At 66.7% G+C, this 22,473-nt stretch carries 37 protein-coding genes; 32 read left to right on the top strand and 5 right to left on the bottom strand.

Annotation, left to right across the window (positions count from 1 at the left end):
- Positions 1-73: 73 nt before the first annotated feature.
- The 31 genes from ACFWWQ_RS18025 to ACFWWQ_RS17875 all read left to right on the top strand — a co-directional run bounded on the left by ACFWWQ_RS18025 (position 74) and on the right by ACFWWQ_RS17875 (position 18,303).
- Entirely contained in the window at positions 74-1,957 is a 1,884-nt protein-coding gene (locus ACFWWQ_RS18025) for a DNA polymerase (protein WP_384597196.1), read from the top strand.
- Positions 1,958-1,979: 22 nt separating this feature from the next.
- Positions 1,980-2,345 (top strand): hypothetical protein, encoded by a 366-nt coding sequence (locus ACFWWQ_RS18020; protein WP_384597194.1) that lies wholly within the window; start codon positions 1,980-1,982, stop codon positions 2,343-2,345.
- Positions 2,342-2,758 carry a hypothetical protein gene (locus ACFWWQ_RS18015; RefSeq protein ID WP_384597192.1) on the top strand — a complete coding sequence of 139 codons (417 nt, stop codon included), beginning with the start codon at positions 2,342-2,344 and terminating at the stop codon, positions 2,756-2,758. Before ACFWWQ_RS18020 ends, ACFWWQ_RS18015 begins: the two co-directional genes overlap by 4 nt.
- A gap of 264 nt (positions 2,759-3,022) precedes the next feature.
- Positions 3,023-4,066 (top strand): hypothetical protein, encoded by a 1,044-nt coding sequence (locus tag ACFWWQ_RS18010; RefSeq protein WP_384597190.1) that lies wholly within the window; start codon positions 3,023-3,025, stop codon positions 4,064-4,066.
- Positions 4,066-4,380, top strand: coding sequence for a hypothetical protein (locus ACFWWQ_RS18005; RefSeq protein ID WP_384597188.1), 315 nt, complete (start codon positions 4,066-4,068; stop codon positions 4,378-4,380). Before ACFWWQ_RS18010 ends, ACFWWQ_RS18005 begins: the two co-directional genes overlap by 1 nt.
- Positions 4,380-4,745: a WhiB family transcriptional regulator gene (locus tag ACFWWQ_RS18000; protein ID WP_384597187.1), complete on the top strand. Its 366-nt coding sequence runs from the start codon at positions 4,380-4,382 to the stop codon at positions 4,743-4,745. Before ACFWWQ_RS18005 ends, ACFWWQ_RS18000 begins: the two co-directional genes overlap by 1 nt.
- Positions 4,727-5,635 (top strand): hypothetical protein, encoded by a 909-nt coding sequence (locus ACFWWQ_RS17995; RefSeq protein WP_384597185.1) that lies wholly within the window; start codon positions 4,727-4,729, stop codon positions 5,633-5,635. The genes ACFWWQ_RS18000 and ACFWWQ_RS17995 overlap by 19 nt, the downstream gene beginning before the upstream one ends.
- Complete coding sequence (locus tag ACFWWQ_RS17990; protein WP_384597183.1) at positions 5,632-6,105, top strand: hypothetical protein; 474 nt, start codon at positions 5,632-5,634, stop codon at positions 6,103-6,105. Before ACFWWQ_RS17995 ends, ACFWWQ_RS17990 begins: the two co-directional genes overlap by 4 nt.
- Positions 6,105-6,671 (top strand): hypothetical protein, encoded by a 567-nt coding sequence (locus ACFWWQ_RS17985; protein WP_384597181.1) that lies wholly within the window; start codon positions 6,105-6,107, stop codon positions 6,669-6,671. The genes ACFWWQ_RS17990 and ACFWWQ_RS17985 overlap by 1 nt, the downstream gene beginning before the upstream one ends.
- Before the next feature lie 61 nt (positions 6,672-6,732).
- A complete protein-coding gene (locus tag ACFWWQ_RS17980) occupies positions 6,733-7,020 on the top strand; it encodes a stage V sporulation protein S (RefSeq protein WP_384597179.1) in 288 nt (95 codons plus the stop codon).
- Positions 7,021-7,139: 119 nt separating this feature from the next.
- The gene (locus ACFWWQ_RS17975) at positions 7,140-7,511 is read left to right on the top strand and encodes a hypothetical protein (RefSeq protein ID WP_384597177.1); all 372 of its coding nucleotides are present in this window, start codon (positions 7,140-7,142) and stop codon (positions 7,509-7,511) included.
- A 3-nt stretch (positions 7,512-7,514) separates the two neighbouring features.
- Positions 7,515-7,796, top strand: coding sequence for a hypothetical protein (locus ACFWWQ_RS17970; RefSeq protein ID WP_384597175.1), 282 nt, complete (start codon positions 7,515-7,517; stop codon positions 7,794-7,796).
- Positions 7,793-7,999, top strand: a complete 207-nt coding sequence (locus tag ACFWWQ_RS17965) for a hypothetical protein (protein ID WP_384597173.1) — start codon at positions 7,793-7,795, stop codon at positions 7,997-7,999. Before ACFWWQ_RS17970 ends, ACFWWQ_RS17965 begins: the two co-directional genes overlap by 4 nt.
- 2 nt (positions 8,000-8,001) lie before the next feature.
- Positions 8,002-8,772: a hypothetical protein gene (locus ACFWWQ_RS17960; protein WP_384597171.1), complete on the top strand. Its 771-nt coding sequence runs from the start codon at positions 8,002-8,004 to the stop codon at positions 8,770-8,772.
- The gene (locus ACFWWQ_RS17955) at positions 8,769-9,338 is read left to right on the top strand and encodes a hypothetical protein (protein WP_384597169.1); all 570 of its coding nucleotides are present in this window, start codon (positions 8,769-8,771) and stop codon (positions 9,336-9,338) included. The genes ACFWWQ_RS17960 and ACFWWQ_RS17955 overlap by 4 nt, the downstream gene beginning before the upstream one ends.
- Positions 9,339-9,342: 4 nt before the next feature.
- Positions 9,343-9,633, top strand: a complete 291-nt coding sequence (locus ACFWWQ_RS17950; RefSeq protein WP_384597167.1) for a hypothetical protein — start codon at positions 9,343-9,345, stop codon at positions 9,631-9,633.
- 1 nt (position 9,634) lies between these two features.
- Entirely contained in the window at positions 9,635-9,883 is a 249-nt protein-coding gene (locus ACFWWQ_RS17945; RefSeq protein WP_384597165.1) for a hypothetical protein, read from the top strand.
- A gap of 112 nt (positions 9,884-9,995) precedes the next feature.
- Positions 9,996-10,244 carry a hypothetical protein gene (locus tag ACFWWQ_RS17940; protein ID WP_384597163.1) on the top strand — a complete coding sequence of 83 codons (249 nt, stop codon included), beginning with the start codon at positions 9,996-9,998 and terminating at the stop codon, positions 10,242-10,244.
- A 40-nt stretch (positions 10,245-10,284) separates the two neighbouring features.
- Positions 10,285-10,650: a hypothetical protein gene (locus tag ACFWWQ_RS17935; RefSeq protein ID WP_384597161.1), complete on the top strand. Its 366-nt coding sequence runs from the start codon at positions 10,285-10,287 to the stop codon at positions 10,648-10,650.
- Positions 10,647-10,823, top strand: coding sequence for a hypothetical protein (locus ACFWWQ_RS17930; protein ID WP_384597159.1), 177 nt, complete (start codon positions 10,647-10,649; stop codon positions 10,821-10,823). The genes ACFWWQ_RS17935 and ACFWWQ_RS17930 overlap by 4 nt, the downstream gene beginning before the upstream one ends.
- Positions 10,823-12,628 carry a fibronectin type III domain-containing protein gene (locus ACFWWQ_RS17925; protein ID WP_384597157.1) on the top strand — a complete coding sequence of 602 codons (1,806 nt, stop codon included), beginning with the start codon at positions 10,823-10,825 and terminating at the stop codon, positions 12,626-12,628. The genes ACFWWQ_RS17930 and ACFWWQ_RS17925 overlap by 1 nt, the downstream gene beginning before the upstream one ends.
- 14 nt (positions 12,629-12,642) lie before the next feature.
- Complete coding sequence (locus tag ACFWWQ_RS17920; protein WP_384597155.1) at positions 12,643-13,440, top strand: N-acetylmuramoyl-L-alanine amidase; 798 nt, start codon at positions 12,643-12,645, stop codon at positions 13,438-13,440.
- A 36-nt stretch (positions 13,441-13,476) separates the two neighbouring features.
- Positions 13,477-13,761 (top strand): hypothetical protein, encoded by a 285-nt coding sequence (locus ACFWWQ_RS17915; protein ID WP_384597152.1) that lies wholly within the window; start codon positions 13,477-13,479, stop codon positions 13,759-13,761.
- Between the two features lie 94 nt (positions 13,762-13,855).
- Complete coding sequence (locus tag ACFWWQ_RS17910; protein WP_384597150.1) at positions 13,856-14,581, top strand: transglycosylase SLT domain-containing protein; 726 nt, start codon at positions 13,856-13,858, stop codon at positions 14,579-14,581.
- Between the two features lie 9 nt (positions 14,582-14,590).
- Positions 14,591-15,106: a hypothetical protein gene (locus ACFWWQ_RS17905; protein ID WP_384597148.1), complete on the top strand. Its 516-nt coding sequence runs from the start codon at positions 14,591-14,593 to the stop codon at positions 15,104-15,106.
- Positions 15,103-15,594, top strand: coding sequence for an HNH endonuclease signature motif containing protein (locus ACFWWQ_RS17900; RefSeq protein WP_384597146.1), 492 nt, complete (start codon positions 15,103-15,105; stop codon positions 15,592-15,594). The genes ACFWWQ_RS17905 and ACFWWQ_RS17900 overlap by 4 nt, the downstream gene beginning before the upstream one ends.
- Positions 15,595-15,602: 8 nt before the next feature.
- Positions 15,603-15,896, top strand: coding sequence for a hypothetical protein (locus ACFWWQ_RS17895; protein ID WP_384597144.1), 294 nt, complete (start codon positions 15,603-15,605; stop codon positions 15,894-15,896).
- Between the two features lie 10 nt (positions 15,897-15,906).
- Positions 15,907-16,374 carry a hypothetical protein gene (locus ACFWWQ_RS17890; protein WP_384597142.1) on the top strand — a complete coding sequence of 156 codons (468 nt, stop codon included), beginning with the start codon at positions 15,907-15,909 and terminating at the stop codon, positions 16,372-16,374.
- Complete coding sequence (locus ACFWWQ_RS17885) at positions 16,371-16,598, top strand: hypothetical protein (RefSeq protein WP_384597140.1); 228 nt, start codon at positions 16,371-16,373, stop codon at positions 16,596-16,598. The genes ACFWWQ_RS17890 and ACFWWQ_RS17885 overlap by 4 nt, the downstream gene beginning before the upstream one ends.
- Before the next feature lie 11 nt (positions 16,599-16,609).
- On the top strand, positions 16,610-16,807 hold the full coding sequence (locus ACFWWQ_RS17880; RefSeq protein WP_384597138.1) for a hypothetical protein: 198 nt from the start codon (positions 16,610-16,612) through the stop codon (positions 16,805-16,807).
- On the top strand, positions 16,804-18,303 hold the full coding sequence (locus tag ACFWWQ_RS17875; protein WP_384597136.1) for a hypothetical protein: 1,500 nt from the start codon (positions 16,804-16,806) through the stop codon (positions 18,301-18,303). The genes ACFWWQ_RS17880 and ACFWWQ_RS17875 overlap by 4 nt, the downstream gene beginning before the upstream one ends.
- 319 nt (positions 18,304-18,622) lie before the next feature.
- Here the strand turns inward: ACFWWQ_RS17875 and ACFWWQ_RS17870 are convergent, their stop codons facing one another.
- From ACFWWQ_RS17870 to ACFWWQ_RS17850, 5 genes are all read right to left on the bottom strand, one after another.
- Entirely contained in the window at positions 18,623-19,309 is a 687-nt protein-coding gene (locus ACFWWQ_RS17870; RefSeq protein WP_384597134.1) for a hypothetical protein, read from the bottom strand.
- Positions 19,310-19,350: 41 nt separating this feature from the next.
- Entirely contained in the window at positions 19,351-19,488 is a 138-nt protein-coding gene (locus tag ACFWWQ_RS17865; protein WP_384597132.1) for a hypothetical protein, read from the bottom strand.
- A gap of 74 nt (positions 19,489-19,562) precedes the next feature.
- Positions 19,563-19,922: a hypothetical protein gene (locus ACFWWQ_RS17860; protein ID WP_384597130.1), complete on the bottom strand. Its 360-nt coding sequence runs from the start codon at positions 19,920-19,922 to the stop codon at positions 19,563-19,565.
- Positions 19,923-20,113: 191 nt separating this feature from the next.
- On the bottom strand, positions 20,114-20,554 hold the full coding sequence (locus ACFWWQ_RS17855) for a hypothetical protein (RefSeq protein WP_384597128.1): 441 nt from the start codon (positions 20,552-20,554) through the stop codon (positions 20,114-20,116).
- Positions 20,555-20,639: 85 nt separating this feature from the next.
- Positions 20,640-20,894 carry a hypothetical protein gene (locus tag ACFWWQ_RS17850; RefSeq protein WP_384597126.1) on the bottom strand — a complete coding sequence of 85 codons (255 nt, stop codon included), beginning with the start codon at positions 20,892-20,894 and terminating at the stop codon, positions 20,640-20,642.
- A 140-nt stretch (positions 20,895-21,034) separates the two neighbouring features.
- Here ACFWWQ_RS17850 and ACFWWQ_RS17845 point away from each other — a divergent pair, with 140 nt between their 5' ends.
- Positions 21,035-22,270: a cytochrome P450 gene (locus ACFWWQ_RS17845; RefSeq protein WP_384597124.1), complete on the top strand. Its 1,236-nt coding sequence runs from the start codon at positions 21,035-21,037 to the stop codon at positions 22,268-22,270.
- Positions 22,271-22,473: the final 203 nt, after the last annotated feature.

The following is a 22,473-nucleotide window of genomic DNA, read 5'->3' as shown; positions in this document are numbered from 1 at the left end:
GCCCCCACTGACCGCCCGCCCCGGGGTGTAGGCCAGCGTCCGGGGCGGGCTGCTTCTCCATCAGGGATACCCCGTGCACCAGCTCGTCACCACGCCCGACCAACTCTCCGACGTCGTTGAGTACTTCGAGGCCCGAAACTCCTTCGCCTTCGACGTCGAGACCGCCGGTACCCACCGTGGTGTCCCGGCCGTCAACGAGGTCACCTGGATCTCCCTGGCCACCGATGGCGCCTGCTCGGTCATTCCGCTCGGCCACCCCAACGGGTACCAGCTCCTGCGGAAGGCCACCCGCCGGAAGAACAAGGTCACCGGCGAATGGGAACACCTCCCCGCGCTCTTCGACGCCCCGCCCAAGCAGCTCCGCCCCTCACAGGTCTTCGGCGCCCTGGAGGACCTCTTCTTCTCCGAACGCACAAAGATCGCGCACAACGCGCCTTTTGACCTCTTGAGCGTGGCCAAGTACTTCCCCGGCCGGGGCTTTCCTCCGCCGCCTTATGGGGACACCATCGTCGCTGCATGGATGCTCAACGAGAACCGCGCGCTCGGCCTCAAGCCCCTGGACCGCGAGCGCTACGGCCTCGACTACGACCACGACAACACCGGCAAGTGCGTCGAGAAGTGGCCCTTCGGCCAGGTCCACGAGTACGCGTGGCTGGACGGCCGCACCACCTGGCTGCACTGGCGAGACATGCGGCCGAAGATCGCGGCCGAGGGTCTGGACGACGTGTGGGCCCTAGAGATGAACGTCCTTCACTGTCTGCTTCACATGGGCGCCGGCGTCCCCATCGACATCGAGGCACTCAAGCGGCTGCGCACCCGGCTGCGCGGCGAGATGGAGCACGCGGAGGCCGAGGTCTACCGGGCCGCCGGCCGCGTCTTCAACATCAACTCCACCCCGCAGAAGCAGCAGATCCTCTACGACGAGCAGGGCCTCAAGCCACGCAAGCTCACGAAGAAGGGCGCCCCCTCGACCGACGCCGAGGCCCTGGGGCCGTACAAGGGCCGCAACGACGTCGTCAGCGCCCTCCTCGGCTACCAGGACGTCAGCAAGATCCTCTCGACCTACGTCGAGGGCTACCTGGGTGACGGCGAGGACAGGCCGACCCAGATCTTCCGCGGCCGTATCTACCCGATGCTCAAGCAGTACGGGACGGTCACCGGGCGCTTCTCCTGCTCCACTCCGAACGTGCAGAACTGGCCCCGGCCCGACACGGTGTGGGGCAAGGCCATCCGGGATCTGGTCGATCCCATCCCCGGCTTCAAGCTTCTGGTCGCGGACTATGCGCAGATTGAGCAGCGCATCCTCGCGCACTTCGCTGGCAAGGGCGCCCTGTGGCAGGGCTTCTGGGACAACATCGACGCCCACACCGCCACCGCAGCCGCCGTGTTCGGCGTCGCCCCCGAGGACGTCACCAAGCAGATGCGGCAGATCGCCAAGGCCATCGCCTTCGCGATCAACTACGGCGCCGGCCCTCAGAAGGTGGCCGATATGTCGCACACCACGCTGCGCCGCGCCAAGCAGATCCTCGCCACGCACGAGAAGCAGTTCCCCGAGGTCTACGCCTACAAGCGCAAGCTCCTGCGTACCGTGCGCTCGCGCCGGCCCGTCCCGTACCTGCGCACCCTCCTGGGCCGAAAGCGGCGCCTGGCCGACCTGCTCTCGCATGAGCGGGGCCTGCGTGCCAAGGCCGAACGGCAGGTGGTGAACAGCCACATCCAGGGCTCGAACGCCGACATGACGAAACTCGCACTGACCCGGCTGCATAAGAACCTGCGTCCCGGCATGCAGATTCTGCTCACCGTCCACGACGAGATCGCCGCCATGTGCCCGGCGGACATCGCGGAGGAAGGCGCGAGGATTCTGCACGACGCCATGGCCGGAGAGGAAATGCAGCTCCTGTCCGTTCCGGTCACCACGGATGTAAAAATCTGTGACCGTTGGTCTGAAGCGAAATAATTCCCCGGCCTAGGCTGGAGCCATGCCAGATATCGAAACCGAAGCACCTGCCATCTTCCGGGGAATGCTCCGCGATGTCGTCGCGTGCAGCGATTACGACGAGGTGTGCCAGATGCTCGATCTGGTACCAGCCGGCCCGGAAGTCGACGAGGTCGAGCACCTCCAGTCCCACACCCGCATCGAGCAATTCATGCCGATCGCCCGCGAGGCTCTCTCTCACGCGGACGTCGCCGCCCAGGTTCTGTATCAGCTCACCCGCCTGGGCGAGGAGGAAGAGGGCGACGAGCGCTCCCGCGCCATGTTCCATTTCGTCACCCGGATCGCCTGCACCGCCGTGATCTGCCATCTCCTGCAAAACGGCACACTGGAAATCGGAGACGAGTCATGACGAGCGACTTCTGGCTGAACAAGCTCCGCCAGGCCCAGGGCAGCCAGCCGGCCCCCCGTCCCCAGGCCGGCCTCACCCCCTCCGGCAGCCCGTGGTGGGCTCACCCGACCTACACCCGCCCCGAGAGCCCGTCGGCTGCACCCGCCGGCGACCCCCAGCAGCTCCAGCGCGAGTACCAGACCGAGCGCGCGCAGTCCGCGAAGCACTCCGAGCTGTGCCCATCCTGCTCCAGCGAGCACTACTGGCGCCCCACACCCCACGCCCAGGCCCAGTGCTTCGACTGCGGCTGGCCCGTCCAGAACTCGACACAGGGCGTCGCCATCGCCAACAACAGCTCCGCGCCGACCAAGGTCTCCCTGCATCAGGCAAAAGGCTCCGGCTACAACCCGCAGACCGTCATCGGCCACCTCTGACACCCGCTCACGGGAGCACTCATGCTGCGCGCCACCGTCCTTGTCGTCGCCTTGGCGCTCATCGCCGTCGGCGGATTCCTCATTCTTTCCGCGACAACGAGCAGCAGCACACCACAGGATCAGCCGAAGCCAGCCGATAGGGAGTCTGCCTGGACGCACGTGTGCCTCGGGTCGATGAATGACCCGACCTGGTGCGAGGACATCTAAAAATAGGCCACCCATTTGGCTCTGTGCGGTATTTTTTGCTTTCCATACGGTTTGAGAATGCCGCTCAGTGATGAGACCCGCGCTCTCATGGCACGGATCAGCAGGAAGTATGGCGCCGGATCGGTAGTTCTCGCATCCAAGATGCCCACCGTTCCCCGTTTCACCTCCGGCTCCCTCTCTCTCGATGTGATGCTCGGGGGAGGCTGGCCCGGAAATCAGTGGAACGAAATCCTTGGCGCCGAGTCGTCCGGCAAAACAACCATCGTTCACAAGACCATTGCCGCCAATCAGGAGCGCGACCCGGACTTCACCACATTCTGGGTCGCGGCCGAGGGATACGACCACGAATGGGCGGCCACTCTCGGAGTCGACGTGGACCGCGTCGTCGTTTTCGAAACGAACGCGATGGAAGACGCGTACACGGAGATGATCAAGGCGGCGGAATCCCGCGCCGTGGACGCGATCGTGCTCGACTCCTACCCGGCCTTGGTCGCCGACGACGAAGACGCCAAGAACATGGACGAGGCCACGATGGCGTCCGGCGCCCGCGTCACGGGTCGTTTCTTCCGCAAGGTCGGACAGGCCACCCGGCGTTCTCTCGTCGAGCAAGAGCGCCCCTTGCTCGCGCTGATCGTGAATCAGTTCAGGGACCAGATCGGCGGCTGGGCGCCGGCCGGGGCCACCCCGAAGACCTCACCGGGCGGAAAGGCGAAGAATTATGCCTACTACACCCGGGTCGAGGTCAGCCGTACGGAATGGCTCGACGAGAAACGTCCCGGCGGATCGGTCCGCGTCGGCCAGGTCATCAAGCTCAAGACGCTCAAGTCGAAGGCCGCGGCCCCGCAGCAGGTCGCCTCACTGCGCTTCTACTTCGCCGACAGCGCGGCCGGCTTCCGCGTCGGCGAGTACGACACCGCCTCCCAGCTCGTCACCCAAGGCATCCTCCAGGGCCTGATCCGCCTGGACGGCTCCTGGTACAAGTACGGCGACTACCAGTGGCACGGCGACAAGAAGATGGCCGCCGCCCTGCGGGAAGACCTCGACCTCCAAGAACAGCTCACCGACGACGTGATGACCGCCGCGCGCCGGGAGATGGCCTGATGGACCGCCGCATCAAAGCTTCCCGCACGCAGGAAAAGAGGCTCGCCCAGGACATCGGCGGCACCACCACGGCGGGCTCCGGCGCCGGCTGGGCGGTCAAGAACGATGTCCGCAACGCCGTCTGGTCCATCGAGTGCAAGACCACCTCGGCCGCCCGCTTTTCCCTCACCCACCGCGACCTGATCAACGCCGAGAAGAACGCGCTGCTGGACCTGCGCGACATGGCGTTCGCCGTCGAGATGCAGGGCCGCACCTGGGTCGTGGTGTCCAAGGAGACGTTCCTGCGCCTCATCGAGCGCGAGGAGGACGGGTGATGGGCATTCGCGCCATCGTCAACGCACCCAACTGGTCCGAGACCCACCACCGGGGCGAGGCGAAGTGCCGGGACAACAGCCTCATGCCCACCCGCAACCGGGACGTGTTCTTCGAGGACGAAGCCCTCGCCCTCGACATCTGCAACGGCATCTACGACGGCAGGCCCTGTCCCCGCCGCACCGAATGCCTGCGCGTCGCCATGGTCAACAAAGAGAACTACGGAATCTGGGGCGGTATGACCGCTAAGGATCGCCTGGATATGCGCATGCGCCATCCCGGAATGCCCGAGCGCTGGATCTGGCATGCACCCGGAGAAGCAGACGCATCGCACGACGAGGAGAACCAGTGGCCAGCCGCGTCGTAAAGGGCGGACCCGCGCTCACCGAATACCTGAACGCGGCCAAGAGCACCGAACGCCTCTTCGGAGACCTCCAAAAGCACGTACTGGAAAAGGCACTCAAGCCGTCCGGGCGCCGCCAGGACGTACTTCACCCCAGCGAGATGGTGAAGCCCGACTGGTGCCACCTCGCTGCTTTCCATCGCCTGCGACTGGAAGCCGAACCGGCAGACCGCAGGAAGACGACCTTCACCCGCGAGAACATCTTCCAAGAGGGGCACGAGACCCACACGAAGTGGCAACGCTGGCTGAGCGAGATGGGCCGCCTGGCTGGTGACTGGCACTGTCTGGCCTGCGACCAGGTGTTCTGGGACGACCAGACGCCCACCTGCTGCCAGCTCTGCTCCGCGTCCCGCCGGTGCATCGAGTACGCCGAAGTCCCCCTCAACGCTCACCCTCTGCGCATCGGAGGCAAGGCCGACGGTTACTCCCCGCACGATAACTCGCTCATCGAAATCAAGACCCTCGGGCTCGGATCGCTGCGCTATGAGCGCCCTGAATTCCTTGAGCGCTACACGGTCGAGACCGACGAGTTCGGCAAGCTGCCCGACCTCACTCGGCTTTGGCGCGACTTCCGTCGGCCACTGCCCTCGGCCGTACGTCAGACCCAGCTCTACATGTACCTCGGCGTGCACTTCGAGGATCTCGAAGTCGACCGCACCATCTTCTTCTACGACTTCAAATCCACCCAGGAGACGAAGAGCTTCACCGCCACCTACGACGAAGCCTTCTCCGAGCCCCTCATCGAGGCCGCCGCCGCGATCGTCGACTGCCTCGCTGCCGACACTCCGCCGCACTGCAACATCAATGGCCGCATCGGTTGCTCCGCATGCCTGGAATTCAAGGAGCAGAAGTGAGCACTGCCGCAGACCGTCTCTGGGACGATCTAGAGTCCATGGGCTTCGAGAAGGAAGAGCGCCCCGACGGCTTTCTTCCGCCCCTGCCGCACGACGTCACCGAGCTGAATGACCAGCAACTCATGGTGCTCTACGGGCAGCTCGTTTCGTGGACGGCGTACGCGGCTATGCGCCTTGTCGAGGCCCGCTCAACCGAGAAGGCCGCCAAGCAGAATCTCAACCACTCCACGGCCACCGCCAGCCTGAACGCGTCCATGGAGAAGACGGTGGCCGGCCGGAAGTCGGCTGCCGCCGCCGACCCCCAGGTCCAGGCCGACGAAAAGACTCACCTGGAGGCGCTGAGCATCGTCGAGGCCCTGGAGATGGTTCACAAGAACGCCGAGTCCCGCGCCCAGTTTTGCTCCCGGGACCTCTCACGTCGGCAGAACTCCCGCGACACCGAGTCCCGCGCGCACCGCTGGGGAATCTGATGCCGCGCCTCTACCTCGGCATCGACCAGTCCTACAGCGGCTGCGCCATCGTCACCTTCACTCCGGCCACCGGCCGCACCGAGAGTGAGCGCTTCGACTTCTCTCCGAAGAAGGCCGGCTCCGGCCCTCAGCGTCTCGCGCACGTGCACTGGGTGCTGGGCGAGTACTTCCAGTCCCAGCTCCTGGCTGGCACCGTCGGCGCCATCGCGTACGAGGGATACGCCTACGGCGCCAAGTTCAGGCGCGAGGAGCTGGGCGAGCTGGGCGGCATCGTGCGCCTGGCCCTGGTGCAGACGTGGCCGCCCCACCTGCTGCACGTCGTCGCCCCGGCCTCGGTGAAGAAGTACGCGACCGGCAGCGGTCGGGCCGACAAGGACAAGATGCTGCTGGCTGTGTACATGCGCTGGAAGTTCGAGGCACCTGACCACGACACCGCCGACGCCTACACCCTCGCGCGGATCGCTGCCGACCTCGACGCCGACCAGCCGCCGGAACTGAAGTTCCAGAGGGAAGTCCTCGGCACGATTCGCAACCCGAAACCCTCCCGCACCAAAAAGTCTGCATAACCTGATGCAATTCGCCACGCGTACGCTCTCTGCATCAGCTCTAATGCAGGGAGTAATCACCGTGCAGACTCAGTCCGACGCGACATCCGATAAGGAGTTCCGCGTCAAGTCCACGACTCCACCGCCTGAACTCGGCTCCGCCATCGCGCATGGAATCAAGGCCGGCCACCACGTGGTTCTGAAGGCAGTCGGAGCCGGCGCCATCAATCAGGCGGTCAAGGCCATTCCCATCGCCCAGAGTTTCGTCTCTTCCTTCGGCACGAGCCTGACCGAAGAGATCACGTTCTTCCGGAGCAAGTCGCCGGAGGGAGAACTCCTCGGCATCGCGATCCGTGTCATGGGGTCGTGAAATATTCAAGGGGAAAATCAGAGACCTAAACTCCCCAGAGCAGGCCCGCTCGCCCCCGACTCGTACACCACTCATGTTCAGCATCTCCCGGGCCCCACATGCGCCGTGCGGAGGAGAACATGAGCCACTGGACCCCGCCCAACCGAGGCAAGACGAACGTCGTCGGCAGCCTGAACACCGGCGAATTCCCGACGATGGGCAGCGAATCCCACCGCGTCACCTGGGCCCGCCCGACCAACGGCACCTCCCGGCCCCGCTCGGGCCTGTCCAAGAGCCAGGACCCGACGCACAAGACCGCAGCTCACCGCAGCTCCCGCACCACCTCGGCCTCCGAGACCTACGGCCCGACTGGCATCGTGACCGTCGCCCGCTCCTACCACGGCCCCGGATGCCCCTGCTGCGCCACCACCAGCTCCCGCCAGGTCCGCAGCGCGTTCGGCGAGCAGGACAACTTCCGCACGGGCGGGTCGACCGGCTACAAGGCGGGCTGACCCATGCTGCCGCTCATCGCCGGCCTGGTCGGTAGGGCCGCCCTGTCCATGGGCGCGCGAGCAGCAGCCGGAACCGCCGCCCGCAGCGCCGTCACCTCCGCCGCCAGCTCCGGAGCCATCAGCGCCGGCACTTCCGCCGCAGCCGCGGGTACCGGCTCGCGGATGCTGTCCACCATGCAGTTCGGGACGGCCGCCGCCCGCGCCCTGGACCACGGCGACGGCGCCCCCGCGCCGGCCCCGGCCCCGGCCCCCGCATCCGACGACCTGGGGTGGGCCCGCTCATGAGTACCTCAGTGACATCCCCCAGCAGCCCCCGCACCACGTCGCTGCCGCTGACCGGCACCGCCGACAACGGCTCCCTGGCCATGGCACCGGCCCGACCCGACATGGACCAGCGCTCCGACAGCAGCTTCGCGTTCAACACCGGACTCGACCGGGGGCCCGCTCTCTCCGAGTTCGCGCACGGAGTCAACACCCCCGGGAGGTGACCATGGACTTCAACCCGCGCCAGTTCCGTCAGCCAGCCTTCCGGGGCTTCGGCGACCAGGCCATTCGCTCCCACCGGGTCACCCCCACCCCGCAGTCCGACGCCACCAGCCCCGCTCCCGCTCCCCGCGCGCAGGGACAGCAGGGGGCACTCTTCTCGGCCGACGAGGTCCGCAACCCGCAGGGCCCGCCCGCCCCGACGTTCAACGCGAGTCAGTTCCGCATCTCCCAGCATGCCCTCCCCGGCATGAGCACCCGGTCGATGGCCAGCCAGCGCGTCACCCCGCCCCCGGCTCCGTCTACCCCGGCCGAACCCGCCACCTTCGGATCGGGTTGGACCCAGCCCGAACTCTCCCTCCTCGGCCCCACGCCGGCCTCCATGAACAGCCCCTCGGCCGCCGGCCCGAACCCCACCCACTGGCCCTCCCCGCAGCCCAGCCCCAGCCCCACACCGCCCACCCCCGCACCACGCACCGTCACTATCAATGGCGCCGCGTACCACAACGCCGGGCCCTCGCGTCCGTCCCCTGCCGCCCCGAGCCCCGCCCCGGCAGCGCCCGGCCCTGCCCCCGTCCCTACCCGGCCAACGACGCCGCCCGCGATCGGACCCGTCCGTGCGAGCGGCCCCACCTCTACCAGCCGTGCCGCTGGCATCACCGGGCTGGCCGTGGGCCTGGGCGCGAAGGCGTTCCAGTCCGTCAACCGCGTCGCCACCGACCCCGCCCGCTCCGGCGAACCGCTCTACAAGACCAGTGGGGGGTGGAACAAGGCATGAGCTTCCCGAACCGCGCAGGCGCGAACTCCAATCTGAGCTACAACCCGCCCTACCAGGCCGGCACGGGCGGCGGCATGACGTACACCGGCGGCTCCGGCGGCTACCTGATGACCGGCGCCCGCGACATCCTTGACGCCCGCCGCCTGATGGAGACCGGTCATGTCCCCTCCGCTGAGTACCCCGACGGCTACCTCGGCACGATCGGCGCGGGCACCCGCCGCCAGGACAAGCTCCTCAACTCCATCGGCAACCGCGCCACGCAGCGCTCCTACCAGCGCGGCGTGCACAAGGGCGAGCGCATTGACCCGGCGGACTACTACTGGACCGACGACGTCAACCCGACCGCTGGCCTCGAAGCACAGGCGCGCGGCGAGAGGTGGACGCAGCGTGGCTCGTTCATCGGCTCGCCGCTCGTCAACGACGGCAAGTCCGAGACCCTCGTCGCCACGCAGGCCCGGTTCGCCACCGCCCAGCGCGTCTACACCCAGGAGATCACCCCGCCGTTCACGGCCGTCAACGAGCAGCGCCGCGCACAGCTCCAGCGTCTCCGTCCGGCCTGGAGGTGACGTGATGTCCCAGGACTCGTTGTACGCGCGCCGGCCGTGGTCGACGCTCCAGGAGCAGCAGGTCACCAACTACCTGCGGGAGTGGACCGACATCCCACCGGACGCGGCGCGGCGCATGAAGCCGCCCATCCCGAACATCGGCCGCCGCCCGCCGCGCGTCGGATACCGCCAGCGCATCCCCGGTATCGCCGACATCGCGCGCCTGGACGAGGTCTATCCCGGTAGCCGCGTCGACTACAGCCAGCGCCAGTCCGGCTATTCCGCGACCTCGTACCCCGCCTTGGGAGTGATCTGACGTGCCCCGAGCCACCCGCGCCACCGATCGCCGCCGCACCGGCCGAGGCGACAACGTCACCGGTGTCACCCACGGCAAGAGCAACTTGCAGGACCAGCGCACCAAGGGTGCGTACGGCCCGAAGCCGCCCGCCACCACGAGCGAGTTCTCCGCCGGGGTGAGCGTGGGCCGCACCCTCAGCGCCGGCGTCGCCCCCGGGTCCTCGAAGAAGCGGGCCGCGCCCGCCGTCAAGAAGCTCGGGGAGAAGTGATGCGCCTTCCCAGGATCAATCTCGCCTGGCTGCATCGCCGCAAGGCCAAGGCACAGGCCACGACGACGAAGACGGTGAAGAAGGTCATGAAGAAGAAGGGTGGTGAACCGAAGTGAGCTACGCACCCCAACGCGCGCTCAGCGGTGATCTCTGTGAGGGCCTGACGGACGGCGCCTACAAGAAGGTCGTCACCGACCGAGGCGGTCAGGTGGAGGCCACCACCTACGCCGTGCGCAGCGACCTGGACGACCGCTGGTACGGCATCCACGAGGACCCGGTGAAGCACCGTCCGGACAGCGGCGGCGCCGTGACCACGCCGAACTTCGTGGCGACGCCTGCGCCCCACTACGTCGGGATGTGATGTGAAGCGTGAGTGCAGCGGGTACTACTACCCGCCGGCGGTGACCAAGAGGATCCTGGGCGTCGGCCTCAGCGTCTTCACGGTTTCTGCTGCCCTCCAAAAGGCCCTCGGATCCACACCATTTTCCGTCGTGGACGCACCGAGCGACAGCGCTGCCTACCTCATCGCTCTCATTTACACCACGCTCGGCATCATCCTCGGCCTCGTGTCGATGGTCTACTCCCTGAAAACGTCGAGCCTGCGTCTCATGGGCTACCTCGGCGCCTATCTGCTGGCGTTCGCCTCGATCTCCCTCATCAATTCCCCCGCCGATCCATGGATGCAGTTCGCCAACGTGGCCGCATTCGTGGGGGTGTCCTTCGCAGCCTTTTCGGCGTGGTTGCGGCACATGCGGGAGCGGCCATGACCATGAGCGACGTGGCGGCGCAGATGCTGTCCATTCTCGTCAGCGCCATCGGCCTCGTCCTCTTTCGGCTGATCGCCAAGTACCTGCCCGAAGACCCCGCGCCGGTTCCCCGGCAACCACCCCCGGTAGCCGACGCGGAAAGCGAAGACCCCAGCCGAGAAAGGCCCTCTTGATGGCGAATGAGACGTGGAATCTGGAGACCAACAGCGAGCTGACCGCAGAGCCGGGCAGCCCTCTCTCCCTCGTCGACCCGCCGCTCACTGCTGAAGAGCGCGTGGCCGACCGGCCGACCGACTACGGCGACACGGCCGTTCCCTCGAAGCCCACCTGGTACAAGACCGCCGAAGGCCACGACACCGGCGCCGGCCGCGTCATGCCGTACGAGATCCAGCTCTTCTGGCACTCCAACATCGGCCAGATCGCCGAGCACGCCAAGATGCCGCCCCTGCCCCCGCTGCCCGACGCAGGCGGCTCCAGCCTCGGCTCCCGGGGCCTGGACCACATCTACATCGCCGGCCACCGGCTCACGATCGTCGGCGAGGGAGACGTCATCGTGCCCGGTGGCGACACCGACGCGATCCTCACCGGCTACTGGGACCGCACCGACCCGGTCCGCCCGCAGTGGGTGCGCGTCCAGCCCGAGACCGAGTACACCGTCACCGTCGCCGCGTACAACCACGACGACGTGTACGGCCCCGAGTCGGACCCGCTCACCCTCACCACCCCCGCCATCGGCTTCGACCAGCAGCACAACACGCTCCCGCCCACCGCACCCGACAACCTCGCCTTCGCCGCCCCGCTCCCCGTCATCACCACGGCGGCCGGCGGCCCCCTCGTCCTGAGCTGGGACAGGCAGCGAGACGCCACCAAGTACGAGGTCTATAACAACGCGACGCGCGAGACGGATGTCCCGATGGACCCCGACCGCATCGGCCTCGACATCGGCGACGTCAAGCTGGGCGAGATCGACCAGCCCACTGGCACCAACCAGACCATCACCTTCACCACCCCGGCCTTCACCACACCGGACACGCGCCTGGCCCTCAAGGTCCGCTCGGTGCGCACCGACACGAACGGCACGGCCGTCTCCGCGTTCTCCACGGTCCTGCGCAGTCAGATCCCGCCGGCCGTCTCCGCTCCAGGCAAGGCCGGCACGCCCACGCTCACCGAGTCCCCGGTCGTCGGGGGCCAGGTCAAGCTCACCCTGACCCCGCCGCCCATCGGGATCGTCAACGGGGCGCCCACCTTCTACGCGGTCTACGACGGCACCCGCAAGGTCGCTACCGTCCAGGCACCACTCGGCGACGCCCCGCACGTCACGCTCTCCTACACCGCCGGCCAGGCGTACTCGTTCACCGTCGTCGCCGGGAACTCGCTCGGCGTCGGCCCGGCCTCCGCCGCGCTGACCGGCAGCGTCCCCACCCCGGCCGCACCGAGCGCCCCCACCGGCCTGGCCCTGACCGGAGCCGTGTCGACCACCAGCGTCCCGGTGAAGTGGACCGCGGTCACCATGGACCCTCCGGTCACGAAGTACAGCCTCTACCAGGGCACCACGAAGAAGGCCGAAGTCGCCGCACCTAACATCTCCGGCACGGTGTCCGGCTACACCCCCGGTCAGGCGTACTCCATCACCGTCACCGCCACCAACTCCGTCGGCGAGGGCCCCAAGTCGACTGCGTTGAGCGGCAAGACGAATGCAGTGCCCGGCGCACCCACGGGCGTGAGCGTCGCCAATGTGACCGCCACCGGCATGGATGTCTCCTGGGCCGCCCCGACCGGCGTCCAGCCCGCCGTCACCTCCTACAAGGTCTATGACGGCTCGACGCTGAAGGCGACCAGCCCGGCCGGCACCACCTCCACCGGCATCACCGGCTACGCCGCCTCCTCCCCGTACTCCGTCACCGTGGCCGCTGTGAACAGCGTCGGCGAGGGCGCCAAGTCCTCCCCGGCCGTCACCGGCACCACCCCTGCCGCGTAAGGAGATTGAGGACAGTGGCCACACCTCTCACCGCAACCGCGTTCCTCAGTGCGCTCCGTGCCGAGGGCCTCTCAGTCGTCGAGGTCGGCTCCTGGCGCACTCACAACCGCAACGCCAAGGGGTCCTGGGGCCCAGTCAACGGGGTCATGGTCCACCACACCGTCACTTCCGGCACGTCCAAGACGGTGCAGATCTGCAAGGACGGCTACAGCGGACTCCCCGGTCCGTTGTGTCATGGCGTGATCGGCAAGGACGGCACCGTGTACCTCGTGGGGATGGGCAGGGCCAATCATGCTGGCGGGGGTGACGTGAACGTGCTCAACGCGGTCGTCGCCGAGTCGTACGCCACCAACCCGCCAGCTACTCACAAGGGTGAGGGTGACTCCGGCGCGGTCGATGGCAATTCGCGGTTCTACGGTTTCGAATGCGAGAACCTCGGCGATGGGAGGGACCCCTGGACCGTCGCGCAGATCGAGGCGATCGTCCGTGCCACGGCCGCGGTCTGCCGAGCACACCAGTGGGGCGCCAAGTCCGTCATTGGGCACCTGGAGTGGTCCGATCAGAAGTCGGACCCCCGGGGCGTCGCCATGGCCTCCATCCGCACTCTCGTCGCTGAGCGTCTCAAGCACTCTGCGTCCTGGTCGCTCGGCGGCTCCACCACGTACACGGTCAAGAAGGGCGACACCCTCTCCTCGATCGCCCGCGCCAAGCTCGGCTACGCGGACCGCTACAAGGACATCGTCGCTCTGAACCACCTCGCCGACCCGAACGCGATCAAGGTCGGCCAGGTTCTCCACATCCCGCAGAAATAGGCGCGTTGAAGCGCTGGAAGCGAAAGGAGGCACGCCATGCCCGTCTACGACTGGGCCGTATCCGTATGGCGCATGGTCGTCCCCGTCATCGTCGGATGGATCGTCGCGTTCCTCGTGCAGATCAACGTGGACGTGGATGAGCAGGCCCTCTCCAACGCCTTGGTAGCTGGGTTCACCCTCGTCTACTACGGCCTCTTCCGGACGCTGGAGGCCAAGGTCAGCCCCGCCTTCGGCTGGTTCCTGGGTCTGGCCCGGCCTCCCTCCTATCCGCAGAAGCAGGCCAAGACCCCCAACCCCGTATACGGCCAGCCGCCCGTATAGCGGATACCTGCCTCATTTTCTGAGGCTCTACGGTGACAGGCGCCGGAACGCCTTCGGGATGGCCGGGGACCTGTCCCCGTAGAAAGGACATCTGGTGTCCCGCCCGAAACTCCCGGTCCTCTCCTGGCGCCAGTGCCGCATCGCCGCCGCACTCCTTCTCGCCGGCCTCCTCACGGCCGCCGTCCTCACACCCCAGGCAGACGCCAAAGACGACCGCCCCCGCGACGACAAGGCCGTCCTCACCCCCACGATGACGCCACTCGGCGACATCCTGCGCGATGACCACCTCAGCCTCGTCACCACCCTGAACCTCCAGTCAGAGGCCCAGGCCACAGCCCACCGCCGAGCAGCCGCCGAAGCCGCTGCCAAGCGCCGCGCAGCCCAGGCCAAGGCAGCCGCCGAACACCGCGCCAAGCAACGAGCAGAGCAGCGCGCCCAGGCCAAGCGCCGCGTCGCCGCCAAGGCCGAGCACAGCGCACAACCCCGCGCATCGCGCACACAGCGCCGCACAGCCCCCGCGCAGAGCGCGACCGTCTCCGGCGCCCGCGCCTACGCCCAGTCCCGCATGTCCCAGGCGCAGTACCAGTGCCTAAGCAGCCTGGTCTCCCGGGAAAGCGGCTGGAACTCCCGTGCCACCAACCCCAGTTCAGGCGCCTACGGCCTCTTCCAGGCCCTGCCCGGATCGAAGATGGCATCGGCCGGCAGCGACTGGCGGTCCAACCCCCGCACCCAGATGCGGTGGGGGCTCTCTTATATCCAGTCCCGCTACGGAACCCCGTGCGACGCCTGGAATTTCTGGCAGAAAAATGGGTGGTATTAGCGTCAACGCATGACGCAGATCCGCCTACTCCTTTGCAAGGATTGCCACTCCACCGAAGTGCTTCCGCACTACGAGGGTGACCCGCGCGGAGACACGGTCCTCGAATACGCAGTAGCCAAGCACCAGTATCCCAATGGTGAACGGCATTTCGGCCGGCTCTACCCGGTCGAAGGCGTAGACGAGGACCGCTGGCATTCCGACAGCTCCGCCCGCGAGGAAATCCTCAAGCGCGTCTGGCAAGAAGAGGGCGCCACAGGAATGGAGCCCTGGGTCTACCAGGCCGTAGACACCCTCAAATCCGATGCCATGCAGTGCTGGCGCGGTCGGGGCCGGCCCGAGACATGCTCCGATTTCCACTCGGACAAGAAGCTCCTCACGCCGCCTACTGCCGGCGACCGCAAGGCCGAGGGCCTGTCCAAGTGGAACAAGTCCAACCCGGCCGGCCAGCGCTACCTCTGCGACTACTGCCCCATCCGCAGCGTCAACGAGCAGAAGGTGCGGCACAAGCTGGGGCTGTACGAATGAGTGCTCAAAACCGTCGGCAGAACTCGACGGGCGGCTGGGAACGGCGCTTCTACGACAAGGTCGACGAGGGCTCCGAATTCGACGACTGCCACATATGGCTCGGCGCCAAAGACGACTACGGCTACGGGAAATTCCGGCTCCCCAACGGCCGCGTCAAAGGCACCCACATCATCGCCTGGGAACTGGCCAACCAAAAGACCGTTCCGCCCGGCTGGCACGTCGATCACCTCTGCCGGATCAGGGCCTGCTGCAACCCGGACCATCTCGAACCGGTGCCCGGTACAGAAAACGTAGCGCGAGGCGAATCCTTCTCCGCCAAAAACGCACGCAAAACCCACTGCCCCAAGAACCACGAATACACCGAAGAAAACACCCGCTGGCACTCCGGCCGCCGCGAATGCATCACCTGCATCCGCGCCCGCGACAAAGAACGCCGCCAGGCCCGTCGGCTGGAAAAAGAAGACCTCTACTCACACGAACTCGACTAGGAGCACCCGTGCCCTTCGACACCCCCACCACCGACGCCACCGGCCCCCTCAAGGTCCGCACCGCCTTCATGGTCGTCCAGCACGAGAACGGCGAATGGGAAGCGATCGGCGACATCGACAAGCCCGTCACCCCCGAACACCCCACGTCCGTCATTGAGATGAAGTTCGGCTGCTCCGAGGTCGTATCCGACATCGAAGCATCCAAGCTCGCCGCGATCACCGCGCACCAGCTCATGGCCATGACGGCACAGATGCAGCAGGCCGCCCAGAACCAGTCGCTCGCCGACCGCCTCAAGATCTGAGCATCTCCCCGTGCTCGCCGCCGTGATGGTCATCGAAGGCGTCCTCCGCATCCCCAACAGCGAAGGACACATCGACACCGGCTGGAGCCTCTACCAGTCCCTGGCCAAGAACACCCGCCTACACCTGCTCTCCCACACCTGGACCGAGCAGGACATCGCCCTGTGGCTGCACAAGCGGCAGATCACCGGTCACCAGTCCTACCTCCACGCCCCCGAGCCCGGACCCGCCGGCCGCCTCGAAGCTCTGCACCGCGTCCGCGCCTGGCGCATCGGCGCCCTCGTCATCGAGTCCGACCCCACCTGCGCCACCGCCGAGCTGGCCGCCGGCTGGAGCACCGCCCTGATCACCTCCGCACATCAGGGGCCCCCACCCCCGAGCGCCGAATCTCAGGCCATCCGCCCCTGGGACGACCTCGCCCACGACGTCGAGCGCCAGCACGACCTCCGCCTCGCCCCATACCCACCGGAGCCCCAATGATCGCCCCTGCGCACCTCGCGCCCCGCCGCGTCAAACTCATCCGCACCGACGACACCACCGGCGTCTCCGGAGAAGGCCACGTCGCCGACGGCGTCCAGTGGCCCGACGGCACCTGCGCCCTGCGCTGGCGCACCCAGATCGCCACCCACGCCCTATACGACAGCGTCGAGCACATCCACGGCCACGACGGCGCAACCCAGGTCGAGTTCATCGACCCCGCCTAGGAGCACGCGCCATGGCCATGTCCCGGAAGCACTACCGCGAAACAGCCGGAATCCTCCACGACGCCCTCCGCTGCCACCCGGCCGCAACCGACGTGGTCACCGAGATCGCCGGTGACCTGTCCCGCATGTTCAAGCGCGACAACTCCCGGTTCTCGCCGCAGCAGTTCATGGACGCCGTCCTCGACGACACCCCCCAGGAAAAATCGTGATCTTCTACTTCGCCGGCGCGGAGATCCCCTCCCACCGCAACCTCCTGGCCGCCGAAGACGTCCCGCACGTCGGCATGTCCTACATGGGGCTCCGCCGCCGCGTGAAGTTCTCCAAGCCCTGGTCCATCGCAGAGCACTACACCCCCCAGCAGTCGGTGTTCCTGGACAGTGGCTGTCACACCCTCAACCGCGCCGGCGTCGAGGTCGCCCCCTCCGAGATCCAGGACATCGCGACGCACTACGACGAGTTCGTGGAGCAGAACCTGGACCGCGTCCAGGCATACGCCGAGTTCGACGCCCTGCCCATGGGCCGCGACTGGATTGAGCGCCGCCGACAGCACCTCGACCCCGAAAAGTCGATCGTCGTCTGGCACGAGGAATGGGGCCTGGACGTCCTCAAGCGTATGGCCGACACCTACCCCTACATAGCGGTGGGACAGGGCACCTGCGGCGACCGGGACATCATCCCCACCCTCCGCGCAATCAGCCGTACCATCAAGCTCCACGGGATGGGCTTCAGCTCGCCGCCGCTCATGCTCTCCGCCGACTGGTACTCCGTCTCCTCCACCACGTGGCTGTCGGCCGCCCAACATGGCGAGACGTTCATCTGGACCGGCAACGAAATGCGTCGCTACCCGGCCCGCTACAAGGCGCAGGCCCGCAAGCGGCACAGGACGCTGATCACCAGGGCAGGATTCGACATCGACTTGATCGAGGCCGACGACGCCACCGAGAACCTCCGTCTCTCCCTGTGGTCCTGGCGCCGCCAGATCGACCACATTTCGCAGCGCCACGGCAAGGGAGTAACTGACACCGCCCCACCCCCCACCACGGGAAACGGGGAAAGCAGTGCCACTCCAGTTACGGCGACCTCTTCCGAAGGCGAGCACGAAGGGGCAACTCACCCCCCCGCCGAACGAGTGAAGAAGCTCCTCCCCGGCATCGAGACCGAGGCATTCACCCACCGCTACACCGACCCCGACACCGGGGAACGCCAGACCCGCACCGAACACCGCATCAACGCCGTCGACCCCGGCGTCCGCGTCTGCGACGGCTGCTTCCTGGCCAACAAGTGCCCCGAGTATCAGCCCGGGGAATCCTGTGCGTACGAGATGCCTGTGCGCGTGCGCACCAAGGAGCAGTACATCGCTCTGCTCGACTCGATGATCAGCATGCAGGCCATGAGGGTGTTCAGTATGCGCATGTCAGAGGAGGTAGAAGGCGGGTACGCCGATCCGAATCTCTCCTCCGAGATGGACCGCCTCGCCAAGTTCGTCAAGCTCAAGTCCGACATCGAAGAGGCCGGATTCACCTTCTCGATGAAGATGCAGTCGAAGGACAACGCGGAGGTCGGACTCATCAGCCGCCTCTTCGGCCCCAAGTCCGATGGCCCCCCCGCGCTGTCCCCCGCGGGGGCAGTATCAGCCCAAGACGCCCTATCTCAAATGGGCATCATGGATGCGGAGATTGTCGAGGAGCCGGCACCGAGGGAGTAGCTCCATCAAGCGCCACGCTCGAAGCAATCTCGCTCTCCACGACTCTGGCCGCGCGCCTCAAGGCACCGCCCAGCCCCGTCGTCGATGCCATTCCGCGCACGAACGCCTGCTCCGCCTCCGACAGCTCCTCCCACGAACACGGCAGCGCATCAAGCAACTCCGGGGGAACCCACACATCCTTCTGCGCCATCTCGCGCCCCCTTCCAGACACCCATCACTCTGGCATGTGCGAGCGCAGTTGCGAACGCACCTGCGTGGATTGATCAACCAAAAAGGGGGCCCCGCGCCGTTCGACGCAGAGCCCCCACCAGCTTGGACGCTAGTCCCCCAGTGCCTTGTTCAGGATCCCCTCCAGGACTCCGAACCGCTCGTCGTCCACCTCAATACTGACCCGCGCCACGACACCCGCCCTCGGATGCTCGGTCGCATGGAAGCTCACGCCCCGCGCCGAGTCCTCCGAGACGTGCACCTGCTCGTGCAACCTCGACAACAAACCGGCGAGAACCGGGTAGTGCGTCACGAACACTGCCCTCCCCTCGGCCTCCTTCGCGGCGCGCTTCGCCTGCCACTCCTCCTCCAGGCCCTGCTTCTCGGCCGCCCTCTCGACCGCCTCTGCCACGGCCTGGTTCATCACCCGCTTCAACCGCTCCGGCGTGAACACGAAACGGATCTTCGACATGGCTGGACCGACCTCGCGGTGCGCCGTCATGCGGAAGTTGCCCCGCTTCACCTCACCGGTTGCCCAGCAGTCCGGCGGGGCCTCCACCTCCGCCGGCCAGGGCAACATCATCCTGCGCCCGGCGTGGTCGATCTCGATGAGCTTCCCGGACGCGATGACCTCACGCAGATACCGCAAGGCGGTCGTGTCGTTCACCCCGAGCAGACCAGCCAACCGCCGGCTCGTCGCTCCGACCGACAGCAACGCCTTCTCAGCCACCGCCTCTTCCATTCCCCGGACCGCCTCGATCACGCCCGCGTGCCGTCCGGGTACCTGCTGCTCCACCATGAAGGTCTGTCTATCACTCGATTCCGGCACCTCGGCCCCCTTCATCTCGTCCTCCGATGCTTCTGTCTCCTCGGCTCCACGCCGACCCTGGACACGGCGAACAGCCCCAGGGCCGCCAGCCCGTCCAGGACTCCGGGCGCCCGCCATTTGGTGTCGAAGAGCCACTCCAGCACTGCCACACGTACCTCCAGATATGACGAAGCCCCCGCTCCGGATCGAAGCGGGGGCAGATTGGCTCTCACGGGGTGACCGGCTACTGCGGGCACCCCTCATGGGGCTCCAGGCACGCGTGGATACCCAGATGCGTGATGCCGCCCTCCTGACGCGCGCCCAGCGCTATCGCAGCGGCCAGCGCCGACAACACTCCCGTGGCCTTTTGTCGGTTCTTCTGGTACTGGAAGACATCGGCTTTGTGCGCGATCACGTCCTCCGCGTCCTCGGCGGCCTGCCTCAGCTGTTCTTCGGAATCGCCCGCCAGATCCGCACTCCAGAAGGGCACCAGGCCCAGCAGACCCCAGCGCACGTTGTCCCAGAAGTAGTCGTCGTCGACCACCGGGTCGGGCACGCATGTCACGTACACACGCACCGCTGCCTTCTTCAGCTCATCGCTCACAAGCTCCTCCTCGCGTTTTCGGGCATGCAAAAGCCCCCCACTCCCGAAGGAATGAGGGGTTCAATAGCCCTATTGATCAGCGGCGCTCAAGTTGCCGGTCGATGTTGTACTCGTGCCATTGGTTGTGCCCGACGGCTCCGCCCGGCGCCAAACCCTGCACGGCTCTGTCGCCCGGCTGGGCTCCTCCGTGATCAGCCACGGCAATCGCTCTTCGTGTGCCCCACGGCCATGTCGTCCAGCAGCCTCAGCATGCTGCCTACGTAGACGTACACGGACTGCGGGAGCCGCGTCTGCGAGCACTGCTCGGCCTCCTCCGTGGTCGGCTGGGTCTCCCCCACCTCCCACACGGCGAATAGGTCGGCGGGCTGTGCCTTCAGTTCCTGCGCTGCCATGGTCGGTGACACGGACACCGCCACCTGGTCCGTGATGTACAGGTCCGAACCGTCAGGCTCCAGGCGGGCGACGACGTGGAACCCCGGCGGGCGAGCGTGCACAACCATGGCCGTGCTGAAGAGGCACTCCACGCCGTTACTGTCCTGCCCTACGAAGTTTCCGTCCTCGTCCGAGTCACCCAGCGCCAAACAACCCTTCTCCGCGACGGTGTTGAAGATCATTCCCTCGCTGATGTTCATTCAGCCTCCCCCCTGTCTCGACGGCTCTTCTTCTCGCCGCCGGCTTCGCCATCCCGGAGCGCGGTTCGCCTCGGGAGTCCTTCTCTCAGAAACGAGAGTCCTTGTTCTGGGCCACGTCAGCGCAGCCCTCCACCCAGTCCGCGCGCACGATGCCGTGTTTGCCCGACGCTCTCGCCCAGTCCGCGAACAGGGCGTCGCAGCTCGCCTTGATCTCGTCCCGGCTGCGGGTGTCGGTCGGCATGTAGGCCCCGCCGAACGCTTCGTTGTACCCCGCCGTGTAGCTGCGTTTGTCGAGGCCGTCTCCTCCACCTCCGCACGCCGACAAGACGGCGCTCAGCACGAGGGCAGCCAGGGATACACGCGCGGCAGGTCGTATGGACCGCATACGTCTCTCCAGAATCAGTCGTGGTTCAGGCAGAGTAGGGCTGAGGGCGGACAGTGGGTACGGGTCCCACATCAGCCTCCGGATACCGTCGTCAGGTGAACCACATCCCGACGCCGGAACTCTTCACATGGGAGTTCGCCACAGATCCGTACCCCGCCTACGCCTGGCTCCGGGAAAACTCTCCCGTACACCGGACCCAGCTCCCCAGCGGGGTTGAGGCATGGCTCGTGACCCGCTACGCGGACGCCCGCCAGGCCCTCGCCGATCAGCGGCTCTCGAAGAATCCCGTGCATCACGCCGAAGACGCACAGGGGAAAAGCAAGACAGGCATTCCGGGCGAGCGCAGCGCCAATCTCATGACGCATCTGCTCAATATTGACCCACCCGACCACACCCGCCTGCGGCGGCTCGTCTCGAAGGCATTTACCCCCCGTCGAGTAGCGGAATTTACACCGCGCGTCCAAGAGCTTACAGACGAGCTGATCGACGGATTCGCCGCACGCGGGGAAGCGGACTTGATCCATGAATTCGCCTTCCCCCTCCCCATCTACGCGATTTGCGACCTCCTCGGGGTACCCCACGAGGACCAGGATGATTTGCGCGACTGGGCAGGCATGATGATCCGGCACGGGAAGGGCCCGCGTGGCGGAGTAGCCCGCGCCGTTAAGAAGATTCGGGCCTATCTCACCGAACTCATCCATCGCAAACGGGCCGAACTCGGCGACGACCTCATTTCGGGACTAATCCGAGCTTCCGATCACGGCGAGCACCTCACCGAAGAGGAAGTCGTGGCCATGTGTTTCGTACTTCTATTTGCGGGTTTCGAAACGACCATTAACTTGATAGGCAACGGCGCCTACGCGCTGCTCCGCAACCCCGCCCAGCGGGAGCTGCTCCAAAAGTCGCTCGCGGCCGGCGACACCGACCTGCTCACCACCGGCATCGAGGAACTGCTGCGGTACGACGGGCCGGTCGAGCTGGCCACCTGGCGCTACGCGACCGAGCCGCTGGAGATTGGGGGCGTCGAAATCTCGAAGGGCGACCCAGTACTCGTCGTCCTCGCCGCCGCCGACCGCGACCCCGCACGCTTCGACGCCCCGGACACCCTCGATCTGCGCCGCACCGACAACCCCCACCTCGGCTACGGCCACGGCATCCACTACTGCCTCGGCGCGCCGCTCGCCCGCCTCGAAGGGCGAACCGCCCTCGCGACCCTGCTGACCCGCCTGCCGGACCTACAGCTCGCAGTGGAGCCGGAGGAGCTGCGCTGGCGCGGCGGCCTGATCATGCGGGGCTTGCGCACGCTCCCGGTCGAGTTCACCCACTGTTGATCATGGATGAGGCCCCCGTTCCAAGAGGAACGAGGGCCTCGCATCGCCGTTTCCGCAGGTCAGAGCGGATTAGACGATAAACTCGAATTCTGCTCCTGCCTGTATCGGGGTCTCGAAACCGATTTGAGCAGTCTGAGAAAGAACGGTGTAGCCAGGACCGTCCGTCTTGACGCTGTTGGGATCGACCGGCTTCGGCCGGGGCT

Origin of the sequence: Streptomyces sp. NPDC059080, from assembly GCF_042739975.1 — a bacterium.
GTDB lineage: Bacteria > Actinomycetota > Actinomycetes > Streptomycetales > Streptomycetaceae > Streptomyces > Streptomyces benahoarensis.
The sequence above is the reverse complement of the archived record's forward strand: the minus strand, read 5'-3'. Positions and strand labels throughout refer to the sequence as shown.